At 57.8% G+C, this 17,396-nt stretch carries 22 protein-coding genes; 17 read left to right on the plus strand and 5 right to left on the minus strand.

Annotated features, from left to right (window positions below):
* Positions 1 to 82 precede the first annotated feature (82 nt).
* Genes ACIQ47_RS02140 through ptsP form a run of 5 tightly spaced genes read left to right on the plus strand, consistent with a single transcriptional unit; the run spans position 83 to position 4,354 of the window.
* Positions 83 to 631: a hypothetical protein gene (locus ACIQ47_RS02140; RefSeq protein WP_396436620.1), complete on the plus strand. Its 549-nt coding sequence runs from the start codon at positions 83 to 85 to the stop codon at positions 629 to 631.
* The gene (locus tag ACIQ47_RS02145) at positions 628 to 1,905 is read left to right on the plus strand and encodes an MFS transporter (protein ID WP_396436621.1); all 1,278 of its coding nucleotides are present in this window, start codon (positions 628 to 630) and stop codon (positions 1,903 to 1,905) included. Before ACIQ47_RS02140 ends, ACIQ47_RS02145 begins: the two co-directional genes overlap by 4 nt.
* Before the next feature lie 15 nt (positions 1,906 to 1,920).
* Entirely contained in the window at positions 1,921 to 2,364 is a 444-nt protein-coding gene (locus ACIQ47_RS02150; RefSeq protein WP_396436622.1) for a PTS sugar transporter subunit IIA, read from the plus strand.
* Positions 2,333 to 2,602, plus strand: a complete 270-nt coding sequence (locus tag ACIQ47_RS02155; protein WP_396436623.1) for an HPr family phosphocarrier protein — start codon at positions 2,333 to 2,335, stop codon at positions 2,600 to 2,602. The genes ACIQ47_RS02150 and ACIQ47_RS02155 overlap by 32 nt, the downstream gene beginning before the upstream one ends.
* Before the next feature lie 3 nt (positions 2,603 to 2,605).
* Positions 2,606 to 4,354 carry a phosphoenolpyruvate--protein phosphotransferase gene (ptsP, locus tag ACIQ47_RS02160; protein WP_396436624.1) on the plus strand — a complete coding sequence of 583 codons (1,749 nt, stop codon included), beginning with the start codon at positions 2,606 to 2,608 and terminating at the stop codon, positions 4,352 to 4,354.
* A gap of 48 nt (positions 4,355 to 4,402) precedes the next feature.
* Here the strand turns inward: ptsP and yghU are convergent, their stop codons facing one another.
* Genes yghU through ACIQ47_RS02185 form a run of 5 tightly spaced genes read right to left on the minus strand, consistent with a single transcriptional unit; the run spans position 4,403 to position 7,765 of the window.
* Positions 4,403 to 5,275: a glutathione-dependent disulfide-bond oxidoreductase gene (gene yghU / locus ACIQ47_RS02165; RefSeq protein ID WP_396436625.1), complete on the minus strand. Its 873-nt coding sequence runs from the start codon at positions 5,273 to 5,275 to the stop codon at positions 4,403 to 4,405.
* Positions 5,276 to 5,316: 41 nt separating this feature from the next.
* The gene (lipA, locus tag ACIQ47_RS02170) at positions 5,317 to 6,327 is read right to left on the minus strand and encodes a lipoyl synthase (protein WP_396436626.1); all 1,011 of its coding nucleotides are present in this window, start codon (positions 6,325 to 6,327) and stop codon (positions 5,317 to 5,319) included.
* Between the two features lie 58 nt (positions 6,328 to 6,385).
* Positions 6,386 to 7,048 (minus strand): lipoyl(octanoyl) transferase LipB, encoded by a 663-nt coding sequence (gene lipB, locus ACIQ47_RS02175; RefSeq protein WP_396436627.1) that lies wholly within the window; start codon positions 7,046 to 7,048, stop codon positions 6,386 to 6,388.
* A gap of 2 nt (positions 7,049 to 7,050) precedes the next feature.
* Positions 7,051 to 7,350, minus strand: coding sequence for a DUF493 family protein (locus tag ACIQ47_RS02180; RefSeq protein ID WP_396436628.1), 300 nt, complete (start codon positions 7,348 to 7,350; stop codon positions 7,051 to 7,053).
* A gap of 25 nt (positions 7,351 to 7,375) precedes the next feature.
* A complete protein-coding gene (locus ACIQ47_RS02185; protein ID WP_396436629.1) occupies positions 7,376 to 7,765 on the minus strand; it encodes a CopD family protein in 390 nt (129 codons plus the stop codon).
* A gap of 249 nt (positions 7,766 to 8,014) precedes the next feature.
* On the opposite strand from ACIQ47_RS02185, the gene ACIQ47_RS02190 reads away from it, so the two are divergent.
* The 12 genes from ACIQ47_RS02190 to ACIQ47_RS02245 all read left to right on the plus strand — a co-directional run bounded on the left by ACIQ47_RS02190 (position 8,015) and on the right by ACIQ47_RS02245 (position 17,369).
* Entirely contained in the window at positions 8,015 to 8,524 is a 510-nt protein-coding gene (locus tag ACIQ47_RS02190; protein ID WP_396436630.1) for an ATP synthase subunit I, read from the plus strand.
* Positions 8,525 to 8,539: 15 nt separating this feature from the next.
* Entirely contained in the window at positions 8,540 to 9,418 is an 879-nt protein-coding gene (gene atpB / locus ACIQ47_RS02195; protein ID WP_396436631.1) for a F0F1 ATP synthase subunit A, read from the plus strand.
* 53 nt (positions 9,419 to 9,471) lie between these two features.
* Entirely contained in the window at positions 9,472 to 9,720 is a 249-nt protein-coding gene (gene atpE, locus ACIQ47_RS02200; protein WP_108352568.1) for a F0F1 ATP synthase subunit C, read from the plus strand.
* 36 nt (positions 9,721 to 9,756) lie between these two features.
* A complete protein-coding gene (locus ACIQ47_RS02205; RefSeq protein WP_396436632.1) occupies positions 9,757 to 10,227 on the plus strand; it encodes a F0F1 ATP synthase subunit B in 471 nt (156 codons plus the stop codon).
* 22 nt (positions 10,228 to 10,249) lie between these two features.
* Entirely contained in the window at positions 10,250 to 10,780 is a 531-nt protein-coding gene (locus tag ACIQ47_RS02210) for a F0F1 ATP synthase subunit delta (RefSeq protein ID WP_396436633.1), read from the plus strand.
* A gap of 44 nt (positions 10,781 to 10,824) precedes the next feature.
* A complete protein-coding gene (gene atpA, locus ACIQ47_RS02215; RefSeq protein WP_396436634.1) occupies positions 10,825 to 12,378 on the plus strand; it encodes a F0F1 ATP synthase subunit alpha in 1,554 nt (517 codons plus the stop codon).
* A 27-nt stretch (positions 12,379 to 12,405) separates the two neighbouring features.
* A complete protein-coding gene (gene atpG / locus ACIQ47_RS02220) occupies positions 12,406 to 13,290 on the plus strand; it encodes a F0F1 ATP synthase subunit gamma (protein WP_396436635.1) in 885 nt (294 codons plus the stop codon).
* A gap of 38 nt (positions 13,291 to 13,328) precedes the next feature.
* A complete protein-coding gene (atpD, locus tag ACIQ47_RS02225) occupies positions 13,329 to 14,732 on the plus strand; it encodes a F0F1 ATP synthase subunit beta (protein WP_396436636.1) in 1,404 nt (467 codons plus the stop codon).
* A gap of 69 nt (positions 14,733 to 14,801) precedes the next feature.
* On the plus strand, positions 14,802 to 15,215 hold the full coding sequence (locus ACIQ47_RS02230; protein WP_108352574.1) for a F0F1 ATP synthase subunit epsilon: 414 nt from the start codon (positions 14,802 to 14,804) through the stop codon (positions 15,213 to 15,215).
* Between the two features lie 139 nt (positions 15,216 to 15,354).
* Positions 15,355 to 15,804 carry a YybH family protein gene (locus ACIQ47_RS02235; RefSeq protein WP_396436637.1) on the plus strand — a complete coding sequence of 150 codons (450 nt, stop codon included), beginning with the start codon at positions 15,355 to 15,357 and terminating at the stop codon, positions 15,802 to 15,804.
* Positions 15,805 to 15,811: 7 nt separating this feature from the next.
* Complete coding sequence (locus ACIQ47_RS02240) at positions 15,812 to 16,825, plus strand: YheT family hydrolase (RefSeq protein ID WP_396436638.1); 1,014 nt, start codon at positions 15,812 to 15,814, stop codon at positions 16,823 to 16,825.
* On the plus strand, positions 16,818 to 17,369 hold the full coding sequence (locus ACIQ47_RS02245; protein WP_396436639.1) for a DUF2946 family protein: 552 nt from the start codon (positions 16,818 to 16,820) through the stop codon (positions 17,367 to 17,369). Before ACIQ47_RS02240 ends, ACIQ47_RS02245 begins: the two co-directional genes overlap by 8 nt.
* Positions 17,370 to 17,396 lie beyond the last annotated feature (27 nt).

Genomic DNA, 17,396 nt, shown 5'->3' on the forward strand with positions numbered 1-17,396 from the left:
AGAACGCGGATGCCGTCGAGTGAGTTCATGGGGCACATTGTCGCCAAAACCCAATGCGGCCGCTGATCAGGATAATCACCCCATGCGAATCTATTCCTCGGCCCTGGTGGCCAGCCTCTTCGGGGCCCTGACTTTGAGCGCTTGCAACCCTGCCCAAAACTGGCGCGATGTGGCTTTTGAGGGCAGTGCGCTCAAAGTCCAACTGCCCTGCAAACCCGACCGAACCGCCCGCAGCGTGCCTTTGGGCGGCGTGCCTGTGGAGTTGCAAGTGGTAGGCTGCGAAAGCGGCACGGCCATGTTTGCGGTGATGAGCGCGGCCTTGCCTGCCGGGTCCGACGCCAGCGCCGTGATGGCCGCTTGGCAAAAAGCCACCCTCGACAATGCCCGCGTGCCCCAACCCTTGGTGGCCGGGCAGCAGCAGGCTTGGCATCGCCCTGGCCAGTTGCCCTTGGCGACTTCTTTGCGGGTACAAGCCCCAGGCCTGCGCGCCAATGGTGAGCCGGTGAGCATGGATGCTGTCTGGGGAGCGTTGGCAGAGGGCGAGCGCGTGCGGTTGGTCCATGCCGTGGTGTATGACCGCAAAATCGCGGTGGAATTGTCCTCGACCTTGTTTGAAAGCATTCAGCCATGAGCGCCACCACCGTGAGCAGCAACACCTTGGCGCATCCCGACCATTTGCCGCGCCGCATGGCCGTGGTGGTGTTTTTGGCCTTTGCGCTGGCCTATTTTTTCTCGGCCCTGGTGCGGGCCATCACCGCCACCCTGTCGCCCACCTTGACGGCCGAATTCAACCTGAGCGCGCAGGACCTGGGTCTGCTGGCTGGTGGGTACTTTTTGGGCTTTTCGCTCACCCAACTGCCTTTGGGGCGCTGGCTGGACCAGCACGGGCCCAAAAAAGTCATCCTGGCTTTTTTGAGCTTTGCGGTGCTCGGTTGCCTGGCCTTTGCCTGGGCCGACAGTTTTCATGGTTTGCTGGCGGCGCGCGTGTTGTGCGGCATGGGCGTGAGTGCTTGCCTGATGGCGCCGCTGACGGGCTACCGGCGTTGGTTTGACGCCAGCACCCAACTGCGCACCAACTCCTGGATGCTGATGACCGGCTCTTTGGGCATGTTGGCGGCCACCTTGCCGGTGCAGTGGCTCATGCCCATCTGGGGCTGGCGTGCCCTGTTTGTGGTGCTGGGCGTGATGATCGCCATCTCCATGTTCTTGATTGCCCTGTTGGTGCCGGTTTGGCAAAAAGCCACGCTGACGACCGCAGCCGCGCAGACGCCGCCCGACGACGACGGCAGTTACCGCGAAATCTGGCGCAGCGCCTACTTTTGGCGCATGACGCCGATTGGCTTTTTCACCTACGGCGGCATGGTGGCCATTCAGACCCTGTGGGCGGGCCCCTGGATGACCCAGGTGGCGGGTTGGACGGCGTCGGAGGCGGCGTACGGGCTGTTCCTCATCAACTTGGCCATGCTGGTGACCTTTTGGTTGTGGGGCTTGATGACGCCGGGACTGGCTCGCCGGGGCATCCCGGTCGAGCGTCTGATCGCCTGGGGGTTGCCATTGAGTTTCGGGGTCATCGCGGCCCTGGTTGGGATTGGCCCTGCCATTGGCGACGCCGCGGCCGTGGGCGTGGCGCTGTTTTGCGTCAGCAGCACCTTCGTGTCGCTGGCCCAACCTGCCGTGGGCATGGCTTTTCCATCGCACTTGGCGGGTCGCGCTTTATCGGCTTACAACCTGGTGATTTTTGCGGGCATTTTTGTGGTGCAGTGGGGCATCGGCTTGCTGGTCGATGCCGGGCGCGGCCTGGGGCTGGCCAACACACAGGCGTACCAAGTGGCACTGGCCTGTTTCGGCCTGACTTCGTTCGCCTCGTGGGTCTTTTTCATGCTGAAAAAACCAGCGCAGAGTTGATAATCGGTCCCCACCATGATCGGCATCCTCATCATCGCCCACGCCCCCCTGGCCACCGCTTTGCGCGAGTGCGCCCTGCACGTGTTTCCCGATTGCGCCAGTGGCGTGCTGGCGCTGGACGTGTTGCCCCACGACACGCCCGAAGACACCTTGACCCGGGCTCGCGAAGTCATGGCCGCACTGGACACGGCCGATGTGTTGCTGCTCAGTGACGTGTTTGGTGCCACGCCCTGCAATGTGGCCCAGCAGTTGGGTGATGGGCTGCACACGCGCCTGGTGGCCGGGGCCAATTTGCCCATGCTGCTGCGCAGCGTGTGCTACCGACACGAAAGCCTGGATGCGCTGGCCGCACGCGCCCACGCAGGCGGCACCCAGGGCGTGATGCCCGTGGGCAGCACCGCACCCCAAAACCAAACCGGACAAAGACATGCCCCAAGCCAACGTGACCATCAGCAATAAATTGGGCCTGCATGCCCGCGCATCGGCCAAGTTGACCAAACTGGCGGGCAGCTTTCCTTGCGATGTCTGGATGAGCAAGGCTGAGCGGCGCATCAATGGCAAAAGCATCATGGGCGTGATGATGTTGGCTGCCGGTCTGGGCAGTGAGGTGATGGTCGAGACCCTGGGCGAGCGAGAAGAAGAAGCCTTGGCGGCGCTGTTGGCCCTGATCAACGACAAGTTTGGTGAAGGCGAGTAAGCCATGACCTTCAGTATCCATGGACTGGCAGTGGCGCGCGGCATCGCCATCGGGCGTGCCGTTCTGGTGGCCTCCAGCCGGGCCGATGTGGCGCACTACTTTGTGAAACCCGACCAAGTCAACGCCGAAATCCAGCGCTTGCGCGTGGCCCGCGATGCGGTGGTTGACGAACTGCAGCGCCTCCAAAAAGACATGCCCAAGGACGCGCCGCACGAACTGGATGCCCTGCTGGATGTGCACTTGATGCTGCTGCAAGACGAAGAGCTGACCTCTGGCGTGGTGCAATGGATCAAAACGCGCTTGTACAACGCAGAGTGGGCGCTGACCAGTCAGCTCGACATCATCGTGCGTCAGTTCGAGGAAATGGAAGACCCTTACCTGCGCGAACGCAAGGCCGACATGGAGCAAGTGGGCGAGCGGGTACTGCACTGCCTCAAGGGCACAGGGCCTTTGGTGGCACAAACCAAGCGACCCCAGCGGCCCCAGCAAGAGTTGCAATTGGGCGACACCGATGTGCCCTTGGTGCTGGTGGCGCACGACCTCTCGCCCGCCGACATGTTGCAGTTCAAGCAAAGCGTGTTCACCGGCTTCGTGACCGATGTCGGCGGCAAGACCTCGCACACCGCCATCGTGGCGCGCAGTCTGGACATTCCGGCGGTGGTGGGCGCGCGCACCGCCAGCCAGCTGGTCAAGCAAGACGACTGGGTGATCATCGATGGCGATGCAGGCGTGGTCATCGTGGACCCTTCGCCCATCATCCTGGCCGATTACGGCTTCAAACAACGCCAGGGCGACCTGGAGCGCGAGCGCCTGGCGCGCTTGCGCCATACCCCGTCCGTCACGCTCGACGGACAAAAAATCGAACTGCTGGCCAACATCGAGATGCCTGAAGACACCGCGGCTGCACTCACTGCAGGTGCGGTCGGTGTGGGTTTGTTTCGCAGCGAATTCTTGTTCATGGGCCGACAAGGCCATTTGCCCGACGAAGAAGAGCAGTTTCAAGCCTACTGCCGTGCGTTGGACGGCATGAAGGGTTTGCCCGTGACCATCCGCACGGTGGACGTGGGGGCCGACAAACCGCTGGACGACACCCGGCATGAAGCTTCTCACTTGAACCCTGCGCTGGGCTTGCGGGCCATCCGTTGGTGCTTGGCCGACCCGGCGATGTTCTTGACCCAATTGCGCGCCATTTTGCGTGCCGCAGCGTATGGCCAGGTCAATTTGCTGATTCCCATGCTGGCCCATGGCAGCGAAATTCGCCAGACTTTGGTTCTGATTGAACAGGCGCGCCAAGAATTGGACCGCCGGGGTGTGGCCTATGGTCCTGTTCGGTTGGGTGCCATGATCGAGATCCCGGCGGCGGCTTTGTCTTTGCGCTTGTTTCTGAAACACTTCGACTTTTTGTCCATCGGCACCAATGACCTGATTCAGTACACCTTGGCCATAGACCGCGCTGACGAGTCGGTGGCGCATTTGTACGACTCGATGCATCCAGCCGTGTTGCACCTGATCGCTGACACCATTTCCGAATGTCACCGACAAGGGAAAAGTGTTTCCGTGTGCGGCGAGATGGCCGGTGACGTGGCCATGACCCGTTTGTTGCTGGGTCTGGGCCTGCGCAGTTTTTCCATGCACCCGTCGCAAATTCTTTCCGTCAAACAACAGGTGTTGCGCTCGGATTGCGCCAAGTTGGCACCTTGGGCTGAAGAGGTGTTGGACAGCGAAGACCCGGCGAGTGACATGGCCCGCTGAAGACGGTGGGCACCGGCGGGACGCAAAGACAATGATGCATGCCTGATCTCAAACCTTGTTGAGTTTGTCCTGCGTGCGGGTGTCGAAATCGCTGGCGTCGTGGCGTTCGTGCAGCTGTGACTCTGGGGTGCCCATCACGCGGTTGACCATGCGCCCACGTTGTACGGCTGGGCGTTGTGCGAGCTCATTGGCCCAGCGCTGAACATGGGTGTATTCCTGCACCTGCAAGAACTCACCCGCGTCGTAAAGCAGACCTTTGGCCAGGGCGCCGTACCAGGGCCAGATGGCGATGTCGGCGATGGTGTAGTCGTCGCCCGCGATGAAACGGTGCTCGGCCAGGCGGCGGTCCAGCACATCCATTTCGCGTTTGACTTCCATGGCAAATCGGTCAATGGCGTATTCGATTTTGACCGGGGCATAGGCATAAAAATGCCCGAAACCGCCGCCCAAATAAGGGGCGCTGCCCATTTGCCAGAACAGCCATGACAGACATTCCGCACGTTCAGCCGGATCGGTGGGCACCAAGACGCCGAACTTTTCGGCCAAGTACAGCAAGATGGCCCCTGACTCGAACACCCGCACGGATTGTTCACCGCTGCAGTCCAACAACGCAGGTATTTTGGAGTTGGGGTTCACGCTCACAAATCCGCTGCTGAACTGTTGGCCTTCTTGAATGCGGATCAGCCACGCATCGTACTCAGCACCAGAGTGTCCCAGGGCCAGCAATTCTTCGAGCATGACCGTGACCTTGACGCCGTTGGGCGTGCCCAATGAGTACAGCTGAAGCGGGTGCTTGCCGCGCGGCAGGTCCTGTTCGTGCGTCGCACCGGAGATAGGGCGGTTGATGCTGGCAAAGCGACCGCCGTTGGCCTTGTTCCAAGTCCATACGGAGGCAGGGGTGTAAGTGCTGGCGTCGGTCATGGCGGTGAAAGTCCAAGTGCGGTTGATCAAAAAATGGGGCTTCAGGCCTTCTCGGCCAAGCTCATTTGCGCCGAGTGGGCTTGTTGGTCCGCGTGGTAACTGCTGCGCACCATCGCACCCACAGCCGCGTGCGAAAAGCCCATTTCGTAGGCCTTGGCCTCGAACATCTTGAAGGTGTCGGGGTGCACGTAGCGGCGCACCGGCAGGTGGCTGTTGCTGGGGGCCAGGTACTGGCCAATGGTCAGCATCTCGATGTGGTGCGCACGCATGTCGCGCATGACGTCCAGAATTTCTTCGTCGGTCTCGCCCAGGCCGACCATCAGGCCGCTCTTGGTCGGCACATTTGGGAACAGTGCCTTGAATTTTTTCAGCAGGTTCAGTGAAAACTGGTAGTCAGAGCCGGGGCGCGCTTCCTTGTACAGTCGCGGTACGGTTTCCATGTTGTGGTTCATCACATCGGGCGGTGCGGCCTTCAGGATCTCGAGTGCGCGGTCATCGCGGCCCCGGAAGTCGGGCACCAGCACTTCGATCTGGGTGTTGGGCGAGAGTTCGCGGGTTTTGCGGATGCACTCGACAAAGTGTCCAGCGCCGCCGTCGCGCAGGTCATCGCGGTCCACGCTGGTGATGACCACGTATTGCAGCTTGAGCTGTGCAATCGTCTTGGCCAGGTTGTCCGGCTCGTTCACGTCCAGCGGGTCGGGGCGGCCGTGGCCCACGTCGCAAAATGGGCAGCGGCGCGTGCATTTGTCGCCCATGATCATGAAGGTGGCCGTGCCCTTGCCAAAGCATTCGCCGATGTTGGGGCAGCTGGCCTCTTCGCACACAGTCACCAGTTTGTTGCTGCGCAAGATTTTTTTGATTTCGTCAAAGCGCGAGCTGGATGAACCCGCCCTGACGCGTATCCAGTCGGGCTTTTTCAGCACTTCGGCTTGTTCCACTTTGACCGGGATGCGCGAGAGTTTGGCCGCCGCTTTTTGCTTGGCCATGGGGTCGTAGTTTTCAACGCTTTGCGCTTCGCGGACCACGGGGCGTTCGGTGTGGGTGTTGCTCATGGGTTTCTTTCGGTCGCCGCAAGGCGGCGGGTCAGGTGCGTCAGTTCGGAGCGGTGTTTCAAAGTAGGGCGGCGAGTTGGCTCGTCAGCACCTGGGCGACTTCGTCCCAAGTGGTCTCTACCCCGATTGTAAAAAGGTCCACGGTTTTTAACCCGGCATGACCACAGGGGTTGATACGCTCAAAGGGTTGAAGGTCCATGGCCACGTTCAGGGCCGCACCGTGGTAGGCGCAATGTCGGCTGACCTTGATGCCCAGAGCGCTGATCTTGCCCAGGCCCTTGAACGGGTCGTTGGCGGGGGCCGGGCCCACCAGCGCCGCATGGCTGAAAGGATCATTCAAGCGCACATAAATGCCCGGTGCGCCTGCCACGCGGTGGCCGGTGACGCCAAAGTGGGCCAAGGTGCGGATGATGGATTCCTCGAGTTTGAAGACATATTCCTTCACGTAGTAACCGGCGCGCTGCAGGTTGACCAAGGGGTAGGCCATGACCTGCCCGGGGCCATGAAAAGTGACTTGCCCGCCCCGGTTGGTCTGCACCACTGGAATATCGCCTGGCATCAAAAGGTGCGAGGCTTGCCCCGCCAGCCCTTGGGTGAACACGGGGGGGTGCTCACACAGCCAAAGTTCATTCGGGGTGTCAGCTGTCCTGGCCGCCGTGAAGGCCTGCATGGCCTCGTAGGTTGGCAAGTAGTCCACCCGCCCAAGCTGCCGGATGTCCATGCTCAAAGCACGATTTTGACCATCGGGTGCGAGGTCAGGGCGCGGTACAGGTCGTCGAGTTGTTCGCGGCTGGTGGCCGTGATGCTCAGTGTCACGCCCAGGTAGTTGCCGCCCTTGCTGGGGCGCAGCTCGATGCTGCGCGCGTCAAAGCCCGGGTCAAATTGCAGGGCGACTTGGCACATGGCTTCGGCAAAGCCGTCGACCATGGCACCCATGACCTTGATGGGAAAGACCGAGGGGTACTCGATCAGGGTGTCTTTGCGCGGGTCTATGCCATTGGGCGGGGTGGTGGAGGCGCTCATGGAGAAAGACGTTCGGTTAGCCAGCTTAACGCCACACCAGCACGGCCAAAACCGCCAACCAACCCAAGGCGAAATTGGTCAACACCATGGGGTGAATTTGCCCCAAAGCCTTGCCAGCCGCAGGCCAGTCGGACACTGACACGGCAGCTTTCAGACGCCGAAACGGGACAAACCAAATGTGCGCAAAGATCAAGCACATCAAGACACCCAGCGCCGACATGGCGTGCCAACCTCGGGGGGCAAGTTTCATGTCGGTCATGGACAACATCCACAAGCCCGACGCCAAAATCAGAGCGACCGACACCCAGACCATGTTGAAAAAGCGTGACAAGACGCCCGCCATCAGGTTCAAGCGTTCAGGCGGTGCCATCTGGGCAATGACCACGGGGCGCAGCGCCAAAATGACCAAAGCCATGCCACCCATCCAAACGATAGCGGCGGCAAGATGGAAAAATTTAAACCATTCGTACATAAAAACCGTTTGATTTTGCGTGGATTAAATAAATTATCAGCCCACGAGGTGAGTCATTGTGGCCGCAGTGACTGCGCTTGGCTTTTGCAGGGTCAAAAAATTGATTCGAATAAATCGAGCACACAAGGGTTTCTAGGTATAATTTTGAGCTCTGTAGTTGTTGTCTGATCTGTAACCTGATTGTAATTTGAGATGGTCAAAATTGCATCATCGCAAAACAATCCGCAAGTTAAAGAAGGTGTTGTCGAGGTCTCGGATGATGAATTCAAGACTTTGACTGCTGAAGAGGCGGCGGCTTGGCGGTTAAGCCATCCTCAAACCTCGCCATGGCATGTCTTATTCCTGCAAATAGGCATAGGCGCTTTGATGGTGTTGTTGACGGGATTGTTCACCCGAGATTTCCATTTGGCCGCATCGGTGGCTTGGGGTTGCGCATCGGCTGTGATCCCTGCTGTGGTTTTCATCAGGGCTTTGAGCAGACAAATGCGTCAAATTCAGCCTAAAGCTGTCTTGATAGGTTTGTTTTTTTGGGAGTTGGTCAAGATCATCTTGACCGTGGCGTTGCTCTTGGTGGCGCCAAAAGTGATTTCGAATTTAAGCTGGCTTGCCCTGGTGGCTGGCTTTGTGGTGACGACCAAGGTGTATTGGCTGGCCATGGCGCTGGGCTATATGCAACGGAAGTCGAAGCCGACTATTTTTTGAACTGATTGGTGATTTATGGCTGCTGAAAACGCTGGCGCGCACGCCCCAACGGCTGGAGAGTACATCCAGCATCACTTGCAGCACTTACAAATGAACTTTTCATTTGAAGGTGTGAAGCAAACTAGCATTGTGGATTTCAGTTTGTTCAACCTCGACTCGGTTGTTCTGTCGGTGTTTTTGGGCATGGTCGGTTGCTTTCTTTTGTGGTCGGCTGCCCGCAAAGCCACATCGGGTGTGCCGGGGCGCTTCCAGGCGGCTGTTGAATTGCTGTCCGAAATGGTTGAAAACCAGGCCAAAGGCGTGATTCGCAATGCCAACAGCCGCAAGCTGATTTCACCGCTGGCGCTGACGGTTTTTGTTTGGATTTTTCTGATGAATGCCATGGACATGCTGCCAGTGGACTTGCTCCCAGGTGCTTGGCATGCAGTGGGTCCTGCTTTGGGTTTTAAAGATTACATGCGTGTGGTCCCGACCGCTGACCTGTCCACAACTTTGGGTTTGTCATGCTCTGTGTTGTTGATTTGTTTGTTTTACAACATCAAGATCAAGGGCCTCGGCGGCTGGGTGCATGAGCTGATTTCGGCGCCTTTTGGTGACCATTGGGCGCTGTACCCCATCAATTTCTTGATGCAGATGATCGAATATTTGGCCAAGACGGTCTCGCATGGCATGCGGCTGTTTGGCAACATGTTTGCAGGTGAGTTGGTGTTCATGCTGATTGCCCTCATGGGCGGTGGCTGGGCATTGTCAGCAACCGGTGTGGGCTTGGCCATTGGCCACATCATCGGCGGCACGGTGTGGACTTTGTTCCACATCTTGGTGATCACTTTGCAAGCTTTCATCTTTATGATGTTGACGCTGGTCTACACAGGCCAAGCGCACGACGCGCATTGATGACATTTTTTTCGTTTCTTGTTTCTTTTTTCCTCTCACTTTAGGAGCTTCACATGGAAAACATTCTCGGCCTGGTGGCATTGGCTTGCGGTTTGATCGTTGGTTTGGGCGCTTTGGGTGCCTCCATTGGCATTGGCATGATGGGTGGCAAATTCCTCGAATCCGGTGCACGTCAGCCTGAATTGATGAACGAGTTGCAGACCAAAATGTTTTTGTTGGCTGGTTTGATCGACGCCGCCTTTTTGATCGGTGTGGCCATTGCGTTGTTGTTCGCTTTCGCCAATCCCTTCATTCTGAAGTGATTCACGCACCTCTTCCCCTAGAAGAAGGACCGAACCGTGAACATTAACGCTACTCTGTTCATACAGATGATCGTTTTTGCGATTTTGGTGTGGTTCACGATGAAATTCGTGTGGCCCCCGATCACAAAAGCGCTTGACGAACGGGCACTGAAAATCGCTGACGGTCTCGCTGCCGCAGACAAAGCCAAAGCCGAACTCAGCAACGCCAATGCGCGTGTGGAGTCCGAACTGGTCCAGTCGCGCAATGAGTCCGCATCGCGTTTGGCCGATGCCGAGCGCCGTGCAAATGGCATTGTTGAAGAAGCCAAAGCACGAGCCACCGAAGAAGCCAACAAGATCATCATTGCTGCAAAAGCCGAAGCTGAGCAGCAAGCTGTCAAAGTGCGCGAAAGTCTGCGAGAGCAGGTCGCAGCTTTGGCGGTCAAGGGTGCCGAGCAGATTCTCCGCAAGGAAGTCAACGCTGGTGTCCACGCTGATCTGCTGAGCCGCCTCAAGACCGAGCTGTAAGAAGCTCCAGCCAGAGAAGACCATGGCAGAACTTGCTACCATCGCCCGCCCTTATGCCGATGCGCTTTTCAAAGCGCAGGCATCCGATCTTGCTGGCACGGCCGCTTGGCTGGACGAACTTGCGGCCATTGCCGAGAACGCGCAACTGCAACAGTTTGTCGACAGCCCCAAAGTGTCCGCTGCGCAGGCATTCGATCTGATCTCTGGCTTGTTGCGAACAGCACTGCCCGAGGCTGGCAAGAATTTCCTGCAACTGGTGATCGAAAATAGCCGTCTCAGTGCGCTGCCTGTCGTTGCACGGCAGTACAGGGCCCTTGTGAATGCGCAAAGTGGCACCGCTGACGCGGTGGTCTACAGCCCATTCCCCATTGACGCATCGGCCTTGGCCGACTTGTCGTCCACGCTCGAAAAACGCTTTGCGCGCAAGCTCAATGTGTCTGTCGAGCTCGATGCCACCTTGATTGGCGGCATCTGTGTGGTGGTGGGCGACGAGGTGCTCGATACCTCTGTCAAGGCCCAACTGGAACAAATGAAATCGGCCCTCACCGCTTGATGCGGATTGAGACCGGACATATTTAAAGAAAGAAGGAAAGAGTCATGCAACTCAATTCCGCAGAAATTTCTGAACTGATCAAGAGCCGCATTGAAGGGCTGTCCGCCAGCGCCGATATCCGCAACCAGGGCACTGTGGTGTCTGTGACCGACGGTATCGTTCGCGTTCACGGTTTGTCTGATGTGATGCAGGGCGAAATGCTTGAATTCCCATCCACAGCCGATGGTATCGCTACATTCGGCTTGGCCCTGAACCTCGAGCGTGACTCAGTCGGCGCCGTGATTTTGGGCGAGTACGAGCACATCTCTGAAGGCGACACAGTCAAGTGCACTGGCCGCATTCTGGAAGTGCCCGTCGGCCCCGAGTTGATTGGCCGTGTGGTGAACGCTCTGGGTCAGCCGATTGACGGCAAAGGCCCGATCAACGCCAAGATGACCGACGTGATCGAAAAAGTCGCCCCCGGCGTGATTGCGCGTAAGTCGGTAGACCAGCCCATGCAAACCGGCCTGAAGTCGATCGACTCCATGGTGCCCGTGGGCCGTGGCCAGCGCGAACTGATCATTGGCGACCGCCAGACAGGCAAAACCGCTGTTGCGATCGACGCCATCATCAACCAAAAAGGTCAGAACATGACCTGCGTTTACGTCGCGATTGGCCAAAAAGCCTCGTCGATCAAGAACGTGGTGCGTGCTTTGGAGCAAGCTGGCGCAATGGAATACACCATTGTGGTGGCCGCTTCCGCCTCTGAATCCGCTGCGATGCAGTACGTGTCAGCCTATTCCGGCTGCACGATGGGCGAGTACTTCCGTGACCGCGGCGAAGACGCTTTGATCGTTTATGACGACCTGTCCAAGCAAGCCGTGGCTTACCGTCAGGTGTCGCTGCTGCTGCGCCGCCCACCAGGCCGCGAAGCCTACCCTGGCGACGTGTTCTATCTCCACAGCCGTCTGCTCGAGCGCGCAGCCCGAGTCAACGCCGATTACGTCGAAGCCTTCACCAAAGGTGCCGTGACGGGCAAGACGGGTTCTTTGACGGCTCTGCCCATCATCGAAACCCAAGCCGGTGACGTGTCGGCCTTCGTGCCCACCAACGTGATTTCGATCACCGACGGTCAGATTTTCTTGGAAACCAGTTTGTTCAACGCCGGTATCCGCCCTGCGATCAACGCCGGTATCTCGGTGTCTCGCGTGGGTAGCTCGGCCCAGACCAAAGTCATCAAAGGCCAGTCCGGCGGTATCCGTACCGACTTGGCCCAGTACCGTGAATTGGCGGCGTTTGCGCAGTTCGCTTCTGACTTGGACGAGTCCACACGCAAGCAGCTGGACCGCGGTGCCCGCGTGACGGAATTGCTCAAGCAAGCCCAGTACAGCCCGCTGTCCATCAGCCTGATGGGTGCCAGCTTGTTTGCGGTGAACAAAGGCTTCATGGACGACATCGACGTCAAGAAGGTCTTGGCTTTCGAGCACGGCTTGCACGCTTACTTGAAAGATTCATGCGCTGCTTTGTTGGCCAAGATCGAAAGCAGCAAAGCACTGGACAAAGAGGCGGAAGCCGAATTGCACTCTGCCGTGGCCGCTTTCAAGAAAAGCTTTGCTTAATTTCCACCTGATCAAAAGGAGCCTCTGATGGCATCGGGCAAGGAACTACGCACCAAGATCAAATCGGTGGAAAACACCAAGAAGATCACCAAGGCCATGGAGATGATTTCCGTCTCCAAAATGCGCAAAGCGCAGGAGCGTATGCGCACGGCCCGGCCTTACAGCGAGAAGATTCGCACCATTGCGAGCCATCTTGGTCAAGCCAACCCTGAGTATGTGCACCCATTCATGAAGCGCAACGACGGCAAGTCGGTGGGCTTTATTGTGGTCACCACGGACAAGGGTTTGTGTGGTGGCTTGAACACCAACCTGTTGCGTGCCGTGACGGTTCAATTGCGTGAAACACAAACACAGGGCAAAACCCCTGTGGCGGTGGCCATCGGTGGCAAGGGTCTCGGTTTTTTGAACCGTGTCAATGCCAAGGTGGTGTCTCATGTGACGCAATTGGGCGATAAACCGCACCTGGACAAGCTGATCGGCCCTGTCAAGGTCATGCTCGATGCGTACGCTGCTGGCGAAGTGAGTGCGGTTTACCTGTGCTACAACAAGTTTGTCAGTACCATGGCGCAAGTGCCCACCATCGACATGCTGCTGCCCTTGTCTGCCGCCGATATGAAGGCCGAAACGAAAGAAGCTGGTCACACACACGCTTGGGATTACATCTACGAACCCGATGCCCAGGCAGTCATTGACGATTTGTTGATCCGCTATGCAGAAGCTCTGGCTTACCAAGCTGTGGCCGAAAACATGGCCTCAGAGCACGCAGCACGGATGGTGGCCATGAAGGCTGCCACAGACAACGCTGGCAATGTGATTGGCGAACTCAAACTCGTCTACAACAAGACCCGTCAAGCCGCCATCACCAAAGAACTGTCGGAAATCGTCTCTGGCGCAGCCGCGATCAGCGGTTGATTCCCAGTTCAGCAAATTCAAATTATTTGGAGCGAAAAATGCAAGCCCAAGGAAAAATTGTCCAGTGTATTGGTGCCGTGGTCGACGTGGAATTCCCACGCAACCAGATGCCCAAAATTTATGACGCGCTCAAAATGGAAGGCTCTGCGCTGACCCTTGAAGTGCAGCAGCAACTCGGTGACGGCATCGTGCGCACCATTGCGCTCGGCTCATCCGACGGTTTGCGCCGCGGTTTGATCGTGTCCAACACCGGCAACCCCATCACCGTTCCCGTGGGCAAAGCCACACTGGGCCGCATCATGGACGTGCTCGGCTCACCCATCGACGAGCGTGGCCCCGTCAGCCAAGAACTGACCGCATCGATTCACCGAAAAGCGCCTGCTTACGATGAACTGAGTCCTTCACAAGAGCTGCTGGAAACCGGCATCAAGGTGATTGACTTGGTTTGCCCGTTCGCCAAGGGCGGTAAGGTGGGCTTGTTCGGTGGCGCCGGTGTGGGCAAAACCGTGAACATGATGGAACTCATCAACAACATCGCCAAAGCGCACAGCGGCTTGTCCGTGTTCGCAGGTGTGGGTGAGCGTACCCGTGAAGGCAACGATTTCTACCACGAGATGGCCGACTCCGGCGTTGTGAACCTCGAGAACCTGCCTGAGTCCAAAGTGGCCATGGTGTACGGTCAGATGAACGAGCCACCAGGCAACCGTTTGCGCGTGGCTTTGACTGGTCTGACCATCGCTGAGTCTTTCCGTGACGAAGGCAAAGATGTGTTGTTCTTCGTGGACAACATCTACCGCTACACACTGGCTGGTACCGAAGTGTCCGCTTTGTTGGGTCGTATGCCTTCTGCGGTGGGTTACCAGCCAACACTCGCCGAAGAAATGGGCCGTTTGCAAGAACGCATCACGTCGACCAAAGTCGGCTCGATCACATCGATTCAGGCCGTTTACGTGCCAGCGGACGACTTGACCGATCCATCGCCTGCGACCACTTTCGCGCACTTGGACTCCACCGTGGTGTTGTCGCGTGACATCGCTTCTTTGGGTATCTACCCTGCTGTGGATCCACTGGACTCCACCAGCCGCCAGCTCGACCCCTTGGTCGTGGGCCAGGACCATTACGAAACCGCGCGCGCTGTGCAAGGCACATTGCAGCGCTACCGTGAATTGCGCGACATCATCGCCATCATGGGCATGGACGACTTGGCACCCGAAGACAAGTTGGCCGTGGCGCGCGCTCGCAAGATCCAGCGTTTCCTGTCACAACCTTTCCACGTCGCTGAAGTGTTCACCGGCTCGCCTGGCAAGTACGTCACATTGGCCGAAACCATCCGTGGTTTCAAGATGATTGTGGCTGGCGAATGCGATCACCTGCCAGAGCAAGCTTTCTACATGGTCGGCACCATCGACGAAGCTTTCGAAAAGGCCAAAAAGGCCGCTTAAAGCAGTGCCGCAGGGTGGCCGACCAGTCTCCCTGCAGCCCGCTTCAAAGCACCTTTTTAAGGAGAAAACATGAACACCATCCACGTTGATGTGGTCAGTGCCGAAGAGTCCATCTGGTCAGGTGAAGCCCGTTTTGTGGCCTTGCCCGGTGAGTCTGGCGAGCTGGGCATTTACCCACGCCACACGCCCCTGATCACGCGCATCAAAGCCGGCTCGGTTCGCATCGAGAAGGCCGACGGCGGTGAAGAATTCGTTTTCGTGGCCGGTGGCATTTTGGAAGTGCAACCTGACTGCGTGACCGTGATGTCGGACACCGCGATTCGCGGCAAAGACCTCGACGAAGAAAAAGCCAATGCGGCCAAACAATTGGCCGAAGAGGCACTGCGCAACGCCAACAGCGAAATCGACTTGGCTGTCGCGCAGTCTGAATTGGCGGTGCTGGCGGCCCAGTTGTCGGCCCTTCGTAAATACCGTAAAAAGTAATCTGCTTTTGCTCAAGCCAGGCTGAGCTTGACATCCAGAAAATGACCAGAACCCGGCACAGTCTCTTGTGACCGGGTTTTTTATTGGACAGGTAAACAGTGCAAAATGTCGCGATGAATTGCTGGACCAGAACAAGCCCATGAAGCGCGCAAAACTCCAGGCGGCAGTGGTCGGCGGCACGCCTGATGACATCGAACAGGCCTTTTACGAAGCCTTGCACAACGCCGACATCGAAAAACTCATGTCATGCTGGGCTGAAGAGGACGACATCGTCTGCGTGCATCCCGGTGGAGGACGCATGATCGGGGCAGGGGCAATACGCGCCACATTCGAGGCCATGTTCAACAATGGCAGTGTTCAGGCGTTTCCCGAACGGGTGTACAAGGTGGAATCATTGGCCAGTTCAGTTCACCACCTGGTTGAAAGGGTGGAAGTCATCACGCCACAAGGGGCACGGCAGGCCTATGTGATCGCCACGAATGTTTACCACAAGACCCCGCAAGGCTGGCGCATGGTGGCCCACCACGCCAGTCCAGGCACACCCCAAGATGCCGTCGATGTGGGGGTCAAACCCACGGTCTTGCACTGAAAAGCGCATGCAATACCAAGCACCCGCCTGGCTGCCAGGTGGACATGCCCAGACGATTTGGCCCGCACTTTACGCGCGCAGGCGATCGGGCCCCATCAAGCCCATGCGCAGAGAACGGTGGACAACACCCGATTCTGATTTTTTGGACATCGACAAGCAAATGGCCAGTCGAGCAGATCGGCCCTTGCTGGTCCTTTTCCATGGTTTGGAAGGTTCTTCGATGAGCCACTATGCTCAAGCATTTGCCGCTTGGGCCGACGCGCAAGACATGAATTTTGCTGTGCCTCATTTCAGGGGCTGCAGTGGCCAGCTGAACCTCGCACCGCGCGCCTACCATTCAGGGGATCATGAAGAGATCAACTGGGTGTTGGAGCGACTTCGCAGCGAACACCGGGCCGCTGGCGGTCAAATACTGCTGGCCGTTGGCATTTCCTTGGGGGGCAATGCCTTGATGCGCTGGGCCGCCATGCAAGGTCATGAAGCTGCACTCAAAGCCGATGCAATCGCCGCCATCTGTGCGCCACTTGACCTGATGCAAAGTGGAATTGCCATAGGTCGGGGGCTCAACCGGCAGATCTACACGCCCATGTTTTTGCGCAGCATGAAACCCAAAGCTCTGGCCAAATGGGCCCAACACCCGGGCCTGTTTGACAAGGCGGCCTTGATCGCAGCCAAGGATCTTTATGCGTTTGACGACGTCTTCACCGCCCCTTTGCATGGCTTCAAGGGAACCGAAGATTACTGGACCCATGCGTCCGCCAAGCCCGTGATGCGCGACATTCGATTGCCCGCGCTCGCACTCAACGCCTTGAATGACCCTTTTGTACCTGCCAATAGTCTTCCTGTGAAAGGCGGTGTGTCCAACAGCGTGACGCTCTGGCAACCCGAGCAAGGCGGTCATGTCGGATTTGCACAAGGGGTGTGGCCGGGTCATGTGAGGGCATTACCTGAAGCGGTGGGGGGATGGCTGTTGCAGGTCACAGGACAGGGCACAAAGACAGGGGAGGCCCAGCATGGATGACATCGTTCGGCAAGCCATGGTCAAATGGCCCGATGTTCCGGATTGTTATGGTTGGCTGGGCCTGGACAGCCGAGGACAATGGTGGATGCGCGATGACCGGGTGCAGGCACTGGGCGCTTTCCAAAGTGGACAGCCGGGCACCAAAGGCTCGTTGTTAAGGCATGAAAAACTGATCGACTTCATCCAACGCAATTACGAGTCCGATGCGCAAGGGCAATGGTATTTCCAGAACGGGCCGCAAAGGGTTTACGTCGAACTCGAAATAACGCCCCACATCTGGCGCATTGAAAATGACTTCACGGTGATGGCGCACACCGGGGTGATGGCAGAGGTTCGCAAAATGTTGGTGGACGAAAACGGCCTGGTCTACTTGGACACCACGCTGGGCTTGGGGCTGGTGCACACACTGGATGTGGCAAGGGCAGCGCAAGCGATAGAGATGGGGCGATGGACTTTGGAGGATGCTGAAGCCAGGGATTTGCCTGCCCGATATGCGTATGAACTGAGCCCACTCCAGGTAAAAATCGGACAAAAACAAGCATAAAAAAAACCGACGGTGCACGTCGGTTTT

Origin of the sequence: Limnohabitans sp., assembly GCF_044373035.1 — a bacterium.
In the GTDB taxonomy this organism is placed as follows: domain Bacteria; phylum Pseudomonadota; class Gammaproteobacteria; order Burkholderiales; family Burkholderiaceae_C; genus Limnohabitans_A.

Bases quoted from the DNA above. Each gene is read 5' to 3' on its own strand.
- ACIQ47_RS02140 (WP_396436620.1), top strand. From the start codon at position 83: ATGCGAATCTATTCCTCGGCCCTGGTGGCCAGCCTCTTCGGGGCCCTG.
- ACIQ47_RS02145 (WP_396436621.1), top strand. From the start codon at position 628: ATGAGCGCCACCACCGTGAGCAGCAACACCTTGGCGCATCCCGACCAT.
- ACIQ47_RS02150 (WP_396436622.1), top strand. From the start codon at position 1,921: ATGATCGGCATCCTCATCATCGCCCACGCCCCCCTGGCCACCGCTTTG.
- ACIQ47_RS02155 (WP_396436623.1), top strand. From the start codon at position 2,333: ATGCCCCAAGCCAACGTGACCATCAGCAATAAATTGGGCCTGCATGCC.
- ptsP (WP_396436624.1), top strand. From the start codon at position 2,606: ATGACCTTCAGTATCCATGGACTGGCAGTGGCGCGCGGCATCGCCATC.
- yghU (WP_396436625.1), bottom strand. From the start codon at position 5,275: ATGACCGACGCCAGCACTTACACCCCTGCCTCCGTATGGACTTGGAAC.
- lipA (WP_396436626.1), bottom strand. From the start codon at position 6,327: ATGAGCAACACCCACACCGAACGCCCCGTGGTCCGCGAAGCGCAAAGC.
- lipB (WP_396436627.1), bottom strand. From the start codon at position 7,048: ATGGACATCCGGCAGCTTGGGCGGGTGGACTACTTGCCAACCTACGAG.
- ACIQ47_RS02180 (WP_396436628.1), bottom strand. From the start codon at position 7,350: ATGAGCGCCTCCACCACCCCGCCCAATGGCATAGACCCGCGCAAAGAC.
- ACIQ47_RS02185 (WP_396436629.1), bottom strand. From the start codon at position 7,765: ATGGCTTTGGTCATTTTGGCGCTGCGCCCCGTGGTCATTGCCCAGATG.
- ACIQ47_RS02190 (WP_396436630.1), top strand. From the start codon at position 8,015: ATGGTCAAAATTGCATCATCGCAAAACAATCCGCAAGTTAAAGAAGGT.
- atpB (WP_396436631.1), top strand. From the start codon at position 8,540: ATGGCTGCTGAAAACGCTGGCGCGCACGCCCCAACGGCTGGAGAGTAC.
- atpE (WP_108352568.1), top strand. From the start codon at position 9,472: ATGGAAAACATTCTCGGCCTGGTGGCATTGGCTTGCGGTTTGATCGTT.
- ACIQ47_RS02210 (WP_396436633.1), top strand. From the start codon at position 10,250: ATGGCAGAACTTGCTACCATCGCCCGCCCTTATGCCGATGCGCTTTTC.
- atpA (WP_396436634.1), top strand. From the start codon at position 10,825: ATGCAACTCAATTCCGCAGAAATTTCTGAACTGATCAAGAGCCGCATT.
- atpG (WP_396436635.1), top strand. From the start codon at position 12,406: ATGGCATCGGGCAAGGAACTACGCACCAAGATCAAATCGGTGGAAAAC.
- atpD (WP_396436636.1), top strand. From the start codon at position 13,329: ATGCAAGCCCAAGGAAAAATTGTCCAGTGTATTGGTGCCGTGGTCGAC.
- ACIQ47_RS02230 (WP_108352574.1), top strand. From the start codon at position 14,802: ATGAACACCATCCACGTTGATGTGGTCAGTGCCGAAGAGTCCATCTGG.
- ACIQ47_RS02235 (WP_396436637.1), top strand. From the start codon at position 15,355: ATGAAGCGCGCAAAACTCCAGGCGGCAGTGGTCGGCGGCACGCCTGAT.
- ACIQ47_RS02240 (WP_396436638.1), top strand. From the start codon at position 15,812: ATGCAATACCAAGCACCCGCCTGGCTGCCAGGTGGACATGCCCAGACG.
- ACIQ47_RS02245 (WP_396436639.1), top strand. From the start codon at position 16,818: ATGGATGACATCGTTCGGCAAGCCATGGTCAAATGGCCCGATGTTCCG.